General features: G+C 69.8%; 13 protein-coding genes. 10 read left to right on the plus strand and 3 right to left on the minus strand.

Going from position 1 to position 13,181, the window contains the following annotated elements; all coding sequences use genetic code 11:
• The first annotated feature begins 20 nt into the window (after positions 1 to 20).
• Both ACQ7HM_RS13080 and ACQ7HM_RS13085 read left to right on the plus strand, forming a co-directional pair.
• Complete coding sequence (locus ACQ7HM_RS13080; protein ID WP_434216678.1) at positions 21 to 995, plus strand: ABC transporter ATP-binding protein; 975 nt, start codon at positions 21 to 23, stop codon at positions 993 to 995.
• Positions 995 to 1,762 carry an ABC transporter permease gene (locus ACQ7HM_RS13085; RefSeq protein WP_434216951.1) on the plus strand — a complete coding sequence of 256 codons (768 nt, stop codon included), beginning with the start codon at positions 995 to 997 and terminating at the stop codon, positions 1,760 to 1,762. Before ACQ7HM_RS13080 ends, ACQ7HM_RS13085 begins: the two co-directional genes overlap by 1 nt.
• 17 nt (positions 1,763 to 1,779) lie before the next feature.
• On the opposite strand, the gene thiD is transcribed toward ACQ7HM_RS13085, so the two are convergent.
• Complete coding sequence (thiD, locus tag ACQ7HM_RS13090) at positions 1,780 to 2,625, minus strand: bifunctional hydroxymethylpyrimidine kinase/phosphomethylpyrimidine kinase (protein WP_434216679.1); 846 nt, start codon at positions 2,623 to 2,625, stop codon at positions 1,780 to 1,782.
• Positions 2,626 to 2,632: 7 nt separating this feature from the next.
• Positions 2,633 to 4,291 carry a phosphomethylpyrimidine synthase ThiC gene (gene thiC / locus ACQ7HM_RS13095; protein ID WP_434216680.1) on the minus strand — a complete coding sequence of 553 codons (1,659 nt, stop codon included), beginning with the start codon at positions 4,289 to 4,291 and terminating at the stop codon, positions 2,633 to 2,635.
• 279 nt (positions 4,292 to 4,570) lie between these two features.
• Between thiC and ACQ7HM_RS13100 the strand changes: the two genes are divergently transcribed.
• Positions 4,571 to 4,915: a GNAT family N-acetyltransferase gene (locus ACQ7HM_RS13100; protein ID WP_434216681.1), complete on the plus strand. Its 345-nt coding sequence runs from the start codon at positions 4,571 to 4,573 to the stop codon at positions 4,913 to 4,915.
• 67 nt (positions 4,916 to 4,982) lie between these two features.
• Complete coding sequence (locus tag ACQ7HM_RS13105) at positions 4,983 to 5,741, plus strand: siderophore-interacting protein (protein WP_434216682.1); 759 nt, start codon at positions 4,983 to 4,985, stop codon at positions 5,739 to 5,741.
• On the opposite strand, the gene ACQ7HM_RS13110 is transcribed toward ACQ7HM_RS13105, so the two are convergent.
• Positions 5,711 to 7,381 carry a (2,3-dihydroxybenzoyl)adenylate synthase gene (locus ACQ7HM_RS13110; RefSeq protein ID WP_434216683.1) on the minus strand — a complete coding sequence of 557 codons (1,671 nt, stop codon included), beginning with the start codon at positions 7,379 to 7,381 and terminating at the stop codon, positions 5,711 to 5,713. The genes ACQ7HM_RS13105 and ACQ7HM_RS13110 overlap by 31 nt on opposite strands.
• 93 nt (positions 7,382 to 7,474) lie before the next feature.
• Here ACQ7HM_RS13110 and ACQ7HM_RS13115 point away from each other — a divergent pair, with 93 nt between their 5' ends.
• Genes ACQ7HM_RS13115 through ACQ7HM_RS13140 form a run of 6 tightly spaced genes read left to right on the plus strand, consistent with a single transcriptional unit; the run spans position 7,475 to position 13,013 of the window.
• Positions 7,475 to 8,803 (plus strand): salicylate synthase, encoded by a 1,329-nt coding sequence (locus ACQ7HM_RS13115; RefSeq protein WP_434216684.1) that lies wholly within the window; start codon positions 7,475 to 7,477, stop codon positions 8,801 to 8,803.
• Entirely contained in the window at positions 8,800 to 9,798 is a 999-nt protein-coding gene (locus tag ACQ7HM_RS13120; protein WP_434216685.1) for an ATP-binding cassette domain-containing protein, read from the plus strand. Before ACQ7HM_RS13115 ends, ACQ7HM_RS13120 begins: the two co-directional genes overlap by 4 nt.
• Complete coding sequence (locus ACQ7HM_RS13125) at positions 9,795 to 10,577, plus strand: ABC transporter permease (RefSeq protein ID WP_434216686.1); 783 nt, start codon at positions 9,795 to 9,797, stop codon at positions 10,575 to 10,577. The genes ACQ7HM_RS13120 and ACQ7HM_RS13125 overlap by 4 nt, the downstream gene beginning before the upstream one ends.
• The gene (locus ACQ7HM_RS13130) at positions 10,574 to 11,389 is read left to right on the plus strand and encodes an ABC transporter permease (protein WP_434216687.1); all 816 of its coding nucleotides are present in this window, start codon (positions 10,574 to 10,576) and stop codon (positions 11,387 to 11,389) included. Before ACQ7HM_RS13125 ends, ACQ7HM_RS13130 begins: the two co-directional genes overlap by 4 nt.
• Positions 11,390 to 11,448: 59 nt before the next feature.
• Positions 11,449 to 11,724, plus strand: coding sequence for an acyl carrier protein (locus ACQ7HM_RS13135; RefSeq protein ID WP_434216688.1), 276 nt, complete (start codon positions 11,449 to 11,451; stop codon positions 11,722 to 11,724).
• On the plus strand, positions 11,721 to 13,013 hold the full coding sequence (locus tag ACQ7HM_RS13140) for a wax ester/triacylglycerol synthase domain-containing protein (RefSeq protein WP_434216689.1): 1,293 nt from the start codon (positions 11,721 to 11,723) through the stop codon (positions 13,011 to 13,013). Before ACQ7HM_RS13135 ends, ACQ7HM_RS13140 begins: the two co-directional genes overlap by 4 nt.
• The last annotated feature ends 168 nt before the right edge of the window (positions 13,014 to 13,181 follow it).

Genomic DNA, 13,181 nt, shown 5'->3' on the forward strand with positions numbered 1-13,181 from the left:
CGACTGGCATAGTCCGGGGGGTGATCAACGTTCAAGGACTGACCAAGACCTACGGGGCCACCCGTGCGGTCGACGACCTCACGTTCGAGGTGAAACCCGGCATGGTCACCGGCTTCCTGGGCCCCAACGGCGCGGGCAAGTCGACCACCATGCGGATGATGCTCGGACTCGACAACCCGACCTCGGGCACCGCCACCATCAACGGTCGCCCCTACCGCGAACTCACCGACCCGCTCCGGCAGGTCGGCGCCCTGCTCGACGCCAAGTGGGTGCACCCCAACCGTTCGGCGCGGTCGCACCTGCGGTGGATGGCCGCCGCCAGCGGTGTGCCCGTCAGTCGTGTCGACCAGGTGCTCGAGGACGTCGGACTCACCGCCGTCGCAGGCAAGAAGGCCGGCGGGTTCTCCCTCGGCATGTCGCAGCGCCTGGGACTCGCGGGGGCACTGCTCGGCGACCCCGGAGTCCTGCTGTTCGACGAGCCGGTCAACGGTCTCGACCCCGAGGGCATCGTGTGGATCCGCAAGTTCATGCGGGCGCTCGCGACGCAGGGCCGCACCGTGCTCGTGTCGAGCCACCTGCTGACCGAGATGTCGCTCACCGCAGATCATCTCGTCGTGATCGGTCAGGGACGCCTGATGGCGGACTGCTCGGTGAAGGAGTTCACCAGCCAGGCCCAGCGGATCGTCACCGTCCGCAGTCCCCAGCTCCCGCAGTTGCACACCGCTCTCGTCGCCCAGGGTCTGGCGCCCGCGCCGGCCGCCGACGGCTCGTCGGCGATGACCGTCCCCGACGTGACGACCGATCAGATCGGCGAGATCGCCGCGGCCCACTCGATCGTGCTCCACGAGCTCTCCGGCAGCACGGCCTCCCTGGAGGAGGTGTTCATGGCGTTGACCGCGAACTCCGTGCAGTACAGCGGGTCGGCGAACAAGGGTCCGCAGAACAGTGGTCCGCAGAACACCGGCCCGCAGAACTTCCCCGGAGGACAGCAGTGATCACCAACGCCATCAACGCCGAGCGCATCAAGCTTCTCAGCACCAAGTCGCCGTACTGGTGCGTCGGGATCGTGGTGGTCCTCGGCATCCTCATCGCGGTGCTGGTCGGGTTCGCCGACTCGTCGCTCAGTGCGTCCGAACCACTGCTGGGCGCACCGGGTTACCTCATCGGTGTCACCCAGTTCGGTGTGCTCGTCCTCATGATCATGGCCGTTCTCGCCGTGACCAGCGAATACCGGTTCGGGACCATCCGCACCACGTTCCAGGCCATCCCGGCGCGGTCGAGCGTCATGTACGCCAAGGCCGTGGTCTACGGCGGTGTGTCGTTCGTCGTGACCCTGGTGCTCGCGTTCGTGGCCGTGCCGCTCGGCAAGGCGCTCGCCGGTGACCGGTCGAGTCAGGTCGATCTGCTGGGCAGCGACGCGGTGCGCCAGTACTGGGGTGTCCCGGTCTACATGGTGTTGTGCGTGCTGATCGGTCTCGGTGTCGGCGCGATCGTCCGGCAGAGCGCCGGCGCGATCGTCATCGTCCTCATCTGGCCGCTCGCACTGGAGCTGATCCTGTCGAGCATCCCCAAGGTGAAGGTCGTCGCCCCGTACCTGCCGTTCAACAACGCGAGTCGGTTCCTCGCGGGCGGTTCGGACGTGAACGGTGGCGGCAGCATCGACTACCCGTGGAACGACTACGGCTCGTTGATCTACTTCGCGGTGTGGGCGATCGGCCTGTTCGCGGTCGGCATCGTGCTGACCAATCGTCGCGACGCCTGAACGACCCGCCCCCTCGACTACGGACCGGCGACCCGCCACAGCGGGTTGACCGGTCCGTGGCCTTTGCCGAGGGGATAGGACCAGCGGATGGACTCGCTCACCCACGCCTTGGCGAAGGTGGCGGCGTCGGGCACCGACATCCCGTGCGCGAGAGCCGAACACATCGCCGAGGCGAGGGTGTCGCCGGCGCCGTGATCGTGCGGGGTGTCGATCCGGACGTGTTCGAACTCGAGGAACTCGGTGCCGTCGTAGAGGATGTCGGCGCTACGCGGGCTGCTGCGCAGATGGCCGCCCTTCACCATCGCCCACTGCGCACCCATCTCGTGCAGCACGACCGCCGCCTGCCGCTGGGTGTCGCCGTCGACGACGTCGATCCCGGTGATCAGCCGCACCTCGTCGAGGTTCGGGGTCACCACCGTGGCGATCGGGATGAGCCGGTCACGCAGGGTGTCCATCGCCTCGGGCGCGAGCAGCTGGTGACCGTGCATCGACGCGCACACGGGGTCGACGACCAGCGGGATCGCACGGTCGCGGCCGAGCCCGACCTCGGCGGCCACGTCGACGATGGCGTCGATGATCGCCCCGTTGGCGAGCATCCCGGTCTTCATCGCCTGTACGCCGATGTCGGTGACGACCGCGCGGATCTGCCCGGCCACCACCTCCGGCGGGATGGTCTGCACCGCGCTCACCCCGAGGGAGTTCTGCACGGTGACCGCGGTGACCGCGACACATCCGTGGACCCCTGCGAGAGCGAAGGTCCGCAGGTCGGCGGCCACCCCGGCGCCGCCGCCGGAGTCGGTACCCGCGATGGTCATCGCGCGGACCGGGGTCTCGCCGAGCGCCGGCGGCGGCAACAGGTTCATCGGTCCATCATCCCTGCGCAGGGCTCGCGGCCGGGCTGATGTCGAGATAGACCTGCTTGCCCGCCGCGACGAACTCGCGCGACTTCTCGTCCATCTTCGCCGCGAGCATGGCGTCGATGTCGGCCTGTGTCTCGAGGTTGTTGTCCTCGGCGTACTGCCGCACGTCGGCCGAGATCCGCATCGAGCAGAACTTCGGGCCGCACATCGAGCAGAAGTGCGCGGTCTTGGCGGGCTCGGCGGGCAGCGTCTCGTCGTGGAAGGCGACGGCGGTGTCGGGGTCGAGCGAGAGGTTGAACTGGTCGTTCCACCGGAACTCGAATCGCGCCTTCGACAGTGCGTCGTCGCGTTCCTGGGCACGAGGGTGTTCTTTGGCGAGGTCGGCGGCGTGGGCGGCGATCTTGTAGGTGATGACGCCGGTCTTCACGTCGTCGCGGTCGGGCAGCCCGAGGTGTTCCTTCGGGGTGACGTAGCAGAGCATCGCGGTGCCGGCCTGGGCGATCATGGCCGCGCCGATCGCGGAGGTGATGTGGTCGTAGGCGGGCGCGATGTCGGTGGCGAGCGGACCGAGTGTGTAGAACGGCGCCTCGTCGCAGAGTTCCTCCTCGAGGCGCACGTTCTCGACGATCTTGTGCATCGGTACGTGGCCGGGGCCCTCGATCATCACCTGCACGCCATGCGATTTCGCGATGGCCGTGAGCTCGCCGAGGGTGCGCAGTTCGGCGAACTGCGCCTCGTCGTTGGCGTCGGCGATCGATCCCGGACGCAGACCGTCGCCCAGGGAGAAGGTGATGTCGTAGCGCGCGAAGATCTCGCACAGCGCCTCGAAGTGCGTGTAGAGGAACGACTCCTGGTGATGGGCGAGGCACCACGCCGCCATGATCGACCCGCCGCGCGAGACGATGCCGGTGACCCGTCGCGCGGTCAGCGGCACGTAGCGCAGCAGCACGCCGGCGTGCACGGTCATGTAGTCGACGCCCTGCTCGGCCTGCTCGATCACGGTGTCGCGGTACATCTCCCACGTCAGCTTGGTGGCGTCGCCCTTGCACTTCTCGAGTGCCTGATAGATCGGGACGGTGCCGACGGGGACCGGCGAGTTGCGCATGATCCACTCGCGGGTGAGGTGGATGTCGTCGCCGGTCGAGAGATCCATGATGGTGTCGGCGCCCCAGCGGGTGGCCCACACCATCTTCTCGACCTCCTCGGCGACCGACGAGGTGACCGCGGAGTTGCCGATGTTCGCGTTGACCTTCACCGCGAACGCCTTGCCGATGATCATCGGCTCGGACTCGGGGTGGTTGTGGTTGGCGGGGATCACCGCACGACCGCGAGCGACCTCGGAGCGGACCAGTTCGACGTCGACACCTTCACGGGCGGCGATGAACCGCATCTCCGGTGTGACGAGACCCGCACGCGCCCAGGCCAACTGGGTGCTCGCCCCGTCGATCGGATCGGGATGTTCCCAGCTGTCGCGGGTGGTCGGCAGGCCGCGGTCGAGGTCGATGGCCACGTCGGAGTCGGTGTAGGGACCCGAGGTGTCGTAGAGGTCGAGGTGATCACCGGTGCTCAGGTGCACTCGACGGAAAGGCACGGCCATCCCGTCGACGTCGCGCAGGTGCTTGGAGCTCCCCCGGATGGGACCGGTGGTGATGGCGGCAGAATCGTGCATCGAGTTCATCTCCCTACGCCGGCATTACCCGGACAGGTTCGGTCGGTCGGCGGCCGCCTGCCGCCATCTCAGCCCTCGGTTCGCGAGAGCCCCCGTGTGTTTTCGGTTGTGGTGTTCGGTGTTCTGGGACCAACCGTACGCGACCGTTGCGGTGCTGTGATCGACACCAACGCGGTCGACTCGAAGTGGTTACGAGTGCCTGAACCTTGGAAAAACTACGCCACCGTAGGTAGGTGTCGATGTACTGTGATGGCTGTCACATTCGAGAGGAGGTCGCTGATGCAGGTACGTCGTAAGAAGAAGCCACCGCAGTCGGCGCAATCGATCCTGCACCAGATCTCCGAGGTCGTGCACAACGCCGACCGCGAGCGGTTCGAGCTGTACGTCGCCGGCGATCTCGTCGGCGTCCTGGGCTATCAGGTCGAGCAGGTCGACGGTCAGCGCGTGATGACGGTGCTGCACACCGTCCTCTACGACGAGTTCACGGGCCACGGGTTGGCCTCGCGCCTGACGACCGGCGCTCTGCAGTACGTCGTCGACACGGGCGCAAAAGTGCGTCCCATCTGCACGTTCACCCGTCACTACCTCGCCACGCATCCCGGCGTCGCGCCCATCGCGGCCTGACCGGACGGGGTCTTCGGCTCCAAGTTAGGTTACCCTCGCCTCACTGACATGAGGAGAGGGAACAACCATGGGTGAGTCCATGACGGCGACGCCGTCCAAGGGGTGGCAGGGCGCGGTCCTCAAGCTGTTCGGCGCCACCGACTTCACGATCACCGTCACCGGGTCGGAGATCGTCACCTACCACTACGTCCGGGTGTTCTTCACCGGCGGTGGCCTGCTCGCGAAGACCTCCGTCCACCCGACGATGTGGGTCCGGGTGTGGTTCGAGGCCGAGGGCAGCCTGCATCAGCGCGGCTACACCCTCGTCGATCCCGACCCCGCGGCCGACACCTTCGCCATCGAGTTCGCCGTCCACGACGGGACCGCCGCACGCTGGGCCCAGCAGGTGACGGTGGGCGAGACCATCACCGCGACCGTGATGGGTTCGAAGTTCGCCTTCCCCGATCCGGCGCCCGCGGGTTGGTTCATCGCCGGCGACGCCGCGTCGCTCGCCGCGATCAACTCCCTGCTCGACGCCATCTCCGCCTCGCCCGCGCCCGAGGTCCCGGTCACGATCTGGTTCGAATACCAGCACTCGAGTGACCGCGACCTGCCGCTGCGCACCCGGCCCGGCGACACCGTGCACTGGATCGAGCGCGGCGACGGCACGGCCGTGGTCGACGCCGTCCGTGCGGCCGCGACACCGTCGCCCGATCACCACGGATGGGTGGCACTCGAGGCCGCGGCCACACGTGCGGTCACGGCGATCCTCAAGAAGGACTTCGCACTCGGCCGGAAGTCGGTGACCTCGATGGCCTACTGGACCGAGGGCAAGTCCGCGGGCTGATCCCGCTCGAGGACCGTGCGGCGCAGTGCGGCCTTGTCGATCTTGCCGACCGCGGTCACCGGCAGCGACGACTGCGCCCGCACCGTGTCAGGGAGTTTGAACGTCGCCAACCCCCGCTCGGCGAGGAATCCGCGGACCTCGCCGAGCGTGGGCGTGCCGTTCGCGGGTACCGCGGACGAGGTGACCAGTACGGCGCAGATCCGTTCTCCCAGCGCCTCGTCGGGCAGTCCGATCACCGCGGCGGCAGCGATGTCAGGGTGGGCGAGGAGATGTTCCTCGATGTCGTCGGCGGCCACGTTCTCCCCCGCGCGCACGATGGTGTCCTTGATCCGTCCGGTGACGGCGAGATGCCCCGACGGCAGACGCCGCACACGGTCACCCGAGCGGTAGAAGCCGTCGGCGGTGAACGACCGCGCGTTGTGGTCCTCGGCGCGGTAGTACCCGCGGATCGTGTACGGGCCGCGGGTGAGGAGTTCCCCCTCGACGCCGTCGGCGACATCGAGACCGTCGGCGTCGACGATGCGCACCTCGTCGAGGTCCGACATCGGCGCACCCTGCGACTCGTGCACCAGCGCACGGGGATCGGTGAGTCGGGTGTAGCAGATGAGCCCCTCGGCCATCCCGAACACCTGCTGGACCACGTCGCCGAGAGCGGCGTCGATCGCGACGGCGTCGGGGTGGGCGAGCTTGGCCCCGCCCACCTGCAACAGACGCAGCGACGACAGGTCGGCCGGCTCCCAGTCGGTGGCAGTACACCACACCTGCGCGAGCGCGGGCACCAGCGCGGTCACGGTGACGCCGTACCGCTCGATGAGGTCGAAGGTGTTGTCGGGACTGGGATTGTCGGTGAACACGGTGTGCGCACCGACGGTCAGTGCACCGAGCAGGCCCGGGCAACACAGCGGGAAGTTGTGGGCGCCGGGCAGCGCCACCAGGTAGACGTCGCGGTCGGTGAGCTCGGCGATCTCGGCGGACCGTCGGGCGTTGAAGCGGTAGTCGGCGTGCGTACGCGCGATGAGCTTGGGCAGCCCGGTGGTCCCGCCGGACACGAGGAACAGCGCAGGCAGTTGTGGGTCGATGCTCGTCGGCAGGTCCACCGTGTCGGGGTCGCCGTCGGGGGGCGCGGGGAGGTCGTGTCCGCCGCCCTCGACGAACACCGTCGCCACCGCAGGGACGCGTTCGATCAATTCCGCGGCGACCTCGGGTGCGTCTCCGATGTAGGCGACGGCGCCCGCGGTCTCGGCGAGGTGGGCGAGCTCGGTGATGCGGTGGGCGGGCAGCGCGAGGACCGGTGCGAGACCCGCGCGAAGCAGGCCCAGGACGGTGACGGCGAAGGCCGCGGAGTTGTTCTGGTGCACCATCACCCGGTCACCAGGTGTCAGCCCGGCATCGAGAAGGCCCGCCGCACGGCGTCGTACCGCGTCGGCGAGTTCGGCGTAGGTGAGGGTGCGGTCGGGGTCGCTGACGGCGGGCGTTCCCGGCGCACGCCGCGCCGCGGCATCGACCAGCTCCCACAGGGGCGCGTCGTCGACGACCCCCGCGGCACGGTATCGCCGCAGCGCGTCGGGGTCGTGGGGCACGAAGCCGGTTGCGAGATCGTCGGTCTCGGGGGTCGGGCGCGGGAGTGTGGGCTGGGCCATGACGACATCCAATCACGCCTACGTTAGGGTAGCCTTTCCATACCCCGATGCGCTCGCGATCCGAGTGCACACGACTCCCAGGGAAGCAGACTCATGTCGTTGACCGTCGACGCCGCACCGCCCCCCACCCCTGCCGTCGATGATCCCGCGCGAGCTGCCGATGTCGTCGCCGCCTGGGCGGCGTCGGGCGAGTTCGGGGACCACGTGGTCTACGAGCGGAACGGTCGTTGGACCTTCGCGGCGGGCGTCCGATCACGGATCATCCTCACCGGCACCGAGATCCGCGTCGACGACGGCGAGCACAGTGCGGTCACCGCGTGGACGGGCGAGCCGTCGGAGGCTCTGGAGTCGGCGGTGTCGTCACTGTCGTCGGGTGCGGACTGGCGCGTGTACGGCTGGGTCGGGTTCGACTTCTGCGCCGCCCGCCACGGCCTGGGAGACCACGTCGACGGCGACGCCGTCCTGGCGCACCTCATCGTCCCCGAGTTCGAGGCGTACGTCGACGCCGACGGAGTCGACACCGGCACCGCCGATCCCGCCGGCGCAGCCCGCCTGCGACACCTCGCCCACGTCTCGGCGGATCCCGCGGCGAGCCGCGCGGTCGATGTCGACACCGACGTCGACGACTACCGCGGTCGGGTGGCCACGGCGGTCGCCGAGATCGCGGACGGTCGCTATCACAAGGTCATCATGTCGCGGGAGGTGTCGATACCGTTCGCCGTCGACATCCCGGCCACGTACGCGCGGGGTCGCGCCGCGAACACCCCGGCGCGGTCGTTCCTGCTCTCGCTCGGCGGGCTGTCCGCGGCCGGCTTCAGTCCCGAACTCGTCGTCGCCGTCGATGCCCGGGGCGTCGTGATCACCGAGCCCCTGGCGGGCACCCGGGCTCTGGGGCAATCGGCCGAGGCCGATCTGCGGGCGCGCGACGATCTGCTGTCGGACGGCAAGGAGATCGCCGAGCACGCGATGTCGGTGCGTGCGTGCGTCGACGAGATCGCGTCGGTCTCGCGTGACGGGTCGACCACGGTCGACGAGTTCATGGAGGTCCGTCGCCGCGGCAGCGTGCAACACCTCGCCTCCACCGTCAGCGGTCGGCTGGACGCGGGTGTCAGCGCGTGGGACGCGCTCGCCGTGCTGTTCCCCTCGATCACCGCCTCCGGTATCCCGAAAGCCCCTGCGCTGGAGGCGATCTATCGCCTCGAACCCACCTCGCGGGGTCTGTACTCGGGTGCGGTGATGACCGCCTCGTCGACCGGCGAGCTCGAGGCCACCCTCGCCCTGCGCACCATCTTCGCCGACTCCGACCGTGCCTGGCTGCGGGCCGGCGCAGGCGTCGTCGCCGCCTCCACACCCGACCGCGAGTTCACCGAGACCTGCGAGAAGCTCGGCAGCGTCGCGCCCTACGTGGTCCCCGCCCGGTGACCGACGACACTCGCACGCCCGATTTCCCGACGGTCGAGGTGACCGACCTCGTCAAGAGCTACGGCGGGGTGCGGGCGCTGGCGGGCATCTCGTTCACCGTCGCGCGCGGCGAGGTGCTCGGGCTGCTGGGTCCGAACGGCAGCGGCAAGACGACGACGGTGTCGGTGCTGTCGACATTGCAGCGGCCCACGTCGGGCACCGCCCGGATCTGTGGGCACGACGTCGTCGCCGACGCGGCCCGTGTGCGCGAGCTGATCTCGCTCACCGGCCAGTACGCGGCGGTCGATCCCGGCCTCACCGCGGCCGAGAACCTGGCGGTGTTCGGCCGACTGACCGGCCTGCGCGGCCGTCACCTCACGAGCCGCATCGACGATCTGGTCGACCAGTTCGACCTCGGCGCCGTCCGCGGACGGCGGGTGGGACACCTCTCCGGCGGGATGCGGCGTCGGGTCGACATCGCCGGCGCGCTCGTCACCCGACCGGAGGTCGTGTTCCTCGACGAACCGACGACGGGCCTCGACCCGCGCAGCCGCGCCGCCGTCTGGGACACCGTCGCCGGGTTGCGCGACGCCGGCATCACGGTGGTGCTCACCACGCAGTACCTCGAGGAGGCCGACCGCCTCGCCGACCGCATCGTGCTGCTCGATCGCGGCGCCGTGGTGGCGACCGGCAGTCCAGGACAGCTCAAGTCCCGTGCCGGGGGAGCGGTCTGCGAGATCACCGTCGCCGACGGCGAGAACGCCGCCCGCGCCACCGCTCTGCTCACCGGCTTCGACGTCGTCGACACCGGCGACGACCCGTCGGGGCCGCCAACCGAACCGGGGCGGGCGCGGCTCGTCGTCCGTGCCCCCGACGGGGTCACCACCGTCGGTGAGGTCATCGCACGGCTCGACGGTGTCGGCGACGACGGGCGCGGCGTCGAGGTCGTCGACATCGGTCTGCGCCGCCCCTCGCTCGACGAGGTGTTCCTCCAACTCACCGACGCGCCGGCATGACCGCTGTCCTCGACGACCGGTCGTCGGTCGGCCTGGTGTCGGCGTCGGCCACGTTGGCGGGCAGAAAGATCCGTGCCGCCGTCCGGTCCGGCGACGCCACCTTCGCGCTGCTGAGCCCCGCGGTGTTCTTCCTCTGCTTCCACACCCCGCTGCACCGCCGGTTCGAACTCGGTGGTGGCGACTACGCGCAGTTCCTCACCCCGCTGATCCTGGTGCAGGCCGGGCTGTTCGCCGCGATCGCGGCCACCGAGTCGGCGGGTGCCGATGCCCGTGCGGGCACCCGCATGCGGATGATGTCGATGCCGATCTCCCGTCTCGCGCCGGTCGTGGCCCGCATGACGTGGGTGTCGGTGCGGATGGTGCTGTCGATCGCCGCCGGTGTCGCCGTCGGCGCGGTTCTCGGCTTCCGCTTCGACGGATCATCCGTCGACACAGCGCTGTTCGTGTGTCTGCTCGTCGCGTTCGCGGTGTCGGTCAGCCTGCTCACCGATGCGGTGGGCACGATCGTGACCGGCTCGGCCGCGGTCGCCGGCGTGCTGATGATCCCGCAGCTCATCCTGGTGATGGCCTCGACCGGACTCGTTCCCGCCGAGGGCTTCCCGGGCTGGGCGCAACCGTTCGTCCGCAACCAGCCCGTGTCGGTGCTGACCGACGCGCTGCGTGCTCTCGCCGAGGGACGTGACATCGACGTCGTCGCGATCGGGTTGTGGTCGCTGGGCCTGTTCGCAGCCGGAGTTCTCGCCGTGAGCATCGCCGGACGACGGCAGTTCGCCCGATGACCGCCGGACACGCTGCGGCACAGCTCACTCCGGTGCGCGGCTCGGTGGGTCTCACCCGCCAATCGGTCGTGCACGCGACCGCGCTGCTGCGCACGTGGTCGCGCGATCCCGGCATCGTGGTGCAGGCCGTCGTGTTCCCGGTGTTCCTGCTGCTGATGTTCCAGCTTGTGCTCGGCAAGACCGTCACCTCGATGGGCAGCGGCGACAGCATCGTGGGCAACACGGGACTCGTCGCCCTCGTCGGCGCGCTCTACGGGACCGTCGCCGCCGCGCTGACCGTGATCGCCGACCGCGACTCCGGCGTCCTCGCGCGACTGTGGACCCTGCCGGTGCACCGGTCGGGCTTCCTCCTCGGCCGTCTGCTCGCCGAGGCGATACGTACCGCGATGGGGACCGTCGTCCTGTTCGCGGTCGCCACGACGATGGGTTTCCGTTTCGATCAGGGGATAGCCGCCGCGGTCGGGGCCCTCGCCGTACCGATGGTGTTTGGTGTGGGCGTGGCCATCCCGGTGATCGCTCTGGCGACGGTCGCCGCGGGACGCGAGGTGGTGCAGCTGCTCGGTGGCGCGTTCCTGTTCCTGCTGTTCTTCACCACCGGGTTCGCCCCGCTCACCGAGTACCCGGGGTGGATCCGGCCTGTGGTCGCGCATCAACCCATGAGTCCGGCGATCGACGCGATCGCCGGCCTCACCGACGGCGGCCCCGTCGCCGCACCCCTCGCGGTCACCGCGGCCTGGACGCTCGGCCTCGCGATCGTGTTCGGCCCGGTGGCGATGCGCGGCTACCGGCGTGCCGCCGCAGGACCCCGATGACCCGACCTCCCGTCCACGCAGTCGACCCCACGACGACTCACAGCAAAGGAGCACCACCCATGACCGAACCCACCGCTGACCCCGGCGCAGACCGCGTGCACGACGAGCTCCGCGACATCCTCGCGAACGACCTCGATCTGTCCCCCGACCACGTCACCGGCTCGGCCCGCCTCGTCGACGACCTCGGTCTCGACTCGGTCGCCGTCGCGATCGGTGTCGTCGCCATCGAGGAACGCCTCGGCGTCGCCCTCACCGAACGCGAGATCTTCGAGAGCGCCTCGGTCGCCGACCTCGAGCAGGTCATCCGGTCGCGTCTGGCCGTGGTCGGCGGATGACCGAGACGACCGAGGTCGCAGACGTCGCGACGGATGCCGCGGCCGGCCCGACCGAGTACGGCCCGCCGGATTTCACCTACCTGCACATGGACACCCCTGCGCGGCCGATGCACTGGTCGATGGTCCTCGAGATCGCCGGCGGTGACGCCCCGGTGGGCATCGACGAGATCCGCGATCGGGTGCGCTCGCGGGTCGCGCGCTACGACGTGTTCGGCGTGGGCGTGCGTGGCGGGCGGTGGCGTCGTCCCGACATCGTCGTGACGCCCGCCGACGCGATCGACATCGACCACCACGTCGTCGCCACCGAGGTGGCCGACGCCGCGGCCCGTGACCGGATGATCGCCGAGCTGTGCGCCACCCACCTACGACGTCCGGATCCGTTCTGGCACATCACCCTGATGACCGTCGCGGAGTCGGGTGAGCAGCTGCTGGTGCTGCGGGTGCACCACAGCCTGTCCGACGGCCTGGCCGGTGCGGCGTTCGCCGCGCTGCTCGCCGACGGGACGCCCGAGCAGCTCGCCGAGTTCGACCGGTTCGGCGCCGGTCCCCGCTTCCGCGTCGGCGACGTCGATCCCGACGTGCTCGCCGACGCCCGCGCCGCCCACGACGAGCAGTGGAAGGCCGGCCGGTCCGGTCGCGGCTGGCCCGCGCTCACCAGATCCGGCCGCCGCGAGATCGCGACGGTGTCGGTGTCGACCCGCGACCTCCGTCGTGCCGCGAAGCGCCACGAGGCCACGGTGCACGAGTTCGTGCTGGGTGCCGTCGGCCGAACCCTCAGCGCGCATCCGCCGACCGCGACCGGTCCCGAGAACATCCGGGTGACCCTGCCCGCCACCCTCGATCCCACGTTCCGCCACACCGGGAACGCCGTGTCGGTGACACTGCTCAACCTCGCGGGCGACGACACCGACCTCGACCGGCAGATCGCCCGGAGCCGGGAGCAGTTGTCGCTCATCGAGACCCGGCGCGCGGCACTCGCACTCGCCGCCACCGGGCACCCGTCGCCGCCGTGGCCGGTGATGCGCGCCATCGTCGGGGCCTCGATGTCGCGGATGGCGCCCGACATCCACATCGGGGTGAATCCCGGGTTCTCCCGGGTGCGTTCGGTGCTGGGGCGTCGGATCGTCTCGCTCACGCCGCTGTCGCCGCTGGGCGGGTACTCGTTCTCGGTGACCTCGCTGGTCCTCGGCGACCGCACCACGTTCGGGATCGTCACCGACCCGCAGGCCCTCCCCGGCTACGCGGCGCGCTTCGCCGCCGCCTTCGACGAGCTCCTCACCGCCCCCTGACCCGCCAGTTGGACACGTAACGACCGCAGTCGGGCACCGCTTTGTTCGGCCGCCCGCGATCTGAAAGCACAGATTACGAACGACCGACCGACCCGTAGAAGACCGGCCTCGGAAGCCGCGCCTGCGCCTATTTAATCGGCAGCGCCAACGGAGTGCGGCATCCAGTCG

The sequence above is a fragment of the Williamsia sp. MIQD14 genome (assembly GCF_051025635.1).
GTDB lineage: Bacteria > Actinomycetota > Actinomycetes > Mycobacteriales > Mycobacteriaceae > Williamsia_A.

Coding starts and splice junctions, on each gene's coding strand:
- thiD (WP_434216679.1), bottom strand. CDS start 2,625: ATGAACCTGTTGCCGCCGCCGGCGCTCGGCGAGACCCCGGTCCGCGCG.
- thiC (WP_434216680.1), bottom strand. CDS start 4,291: ATGCACGATTCTGCCGCCATCACCACCGGTCCCATCCGGGGGAGCTCC.
- ACQ7HM_RS13100 (WP_434216681.1), top strand. CDS start 4,571: ATGCAGGTACGTCGTAAGAAGAAGCCACCGCAGTCGGCGCAATCGATC.
- ACQ7HM_RS13105 (WP_434216682.1), top strand. CDS start 4,983: ATGGGTGAGTCCATGACGGCGACGCCGTCCAAGGGGTGGCAGGGCGCG.
- ACQ7HM_RS13110 (WP_434216683.1), bottom strand. CDS start 7,381: ATGGCCCAGCCCACACTCCCGCGCCCGACCCCCGAGACCGACGATCTC.
- ACQ7HM_RS13115 (WP_434216684.1), top strand. CDS start 7,475: ATGTCGTTGACCGTCGACGCCGCACCGCCCCCCACCCCTGCCGTCGAT.
- ACQ7HM_RS13125 (WP_434216686.1), top strand. CDS start 9,795: ATGACCGCTGTCCTCGACGACCGGTCGTCGGTCGGCCTGGTGTCGGCG.
- ACQ7HM_RS13130 (WP_434216687.1), top strand. CDS start 10,574: ATGACCGCCGGACACGCTGCGGCACAGCTCACTCCGGTGCGCGGCTCG.
- ACQ7HM_RS13135 (WP_434216688.1), top strand. CDS start 11,449: ATGACCGAACCCACCGCTGACCCCGGCGCAGACCGCGTGCACGACGAG.
- ACQ7HM_RS13140 (WP_434216689.1), top strand. CDS start 11,721: ATGACCGAGACGACCGAGGTCGCAGACGTCGCGACGGATGCCGCGGCC.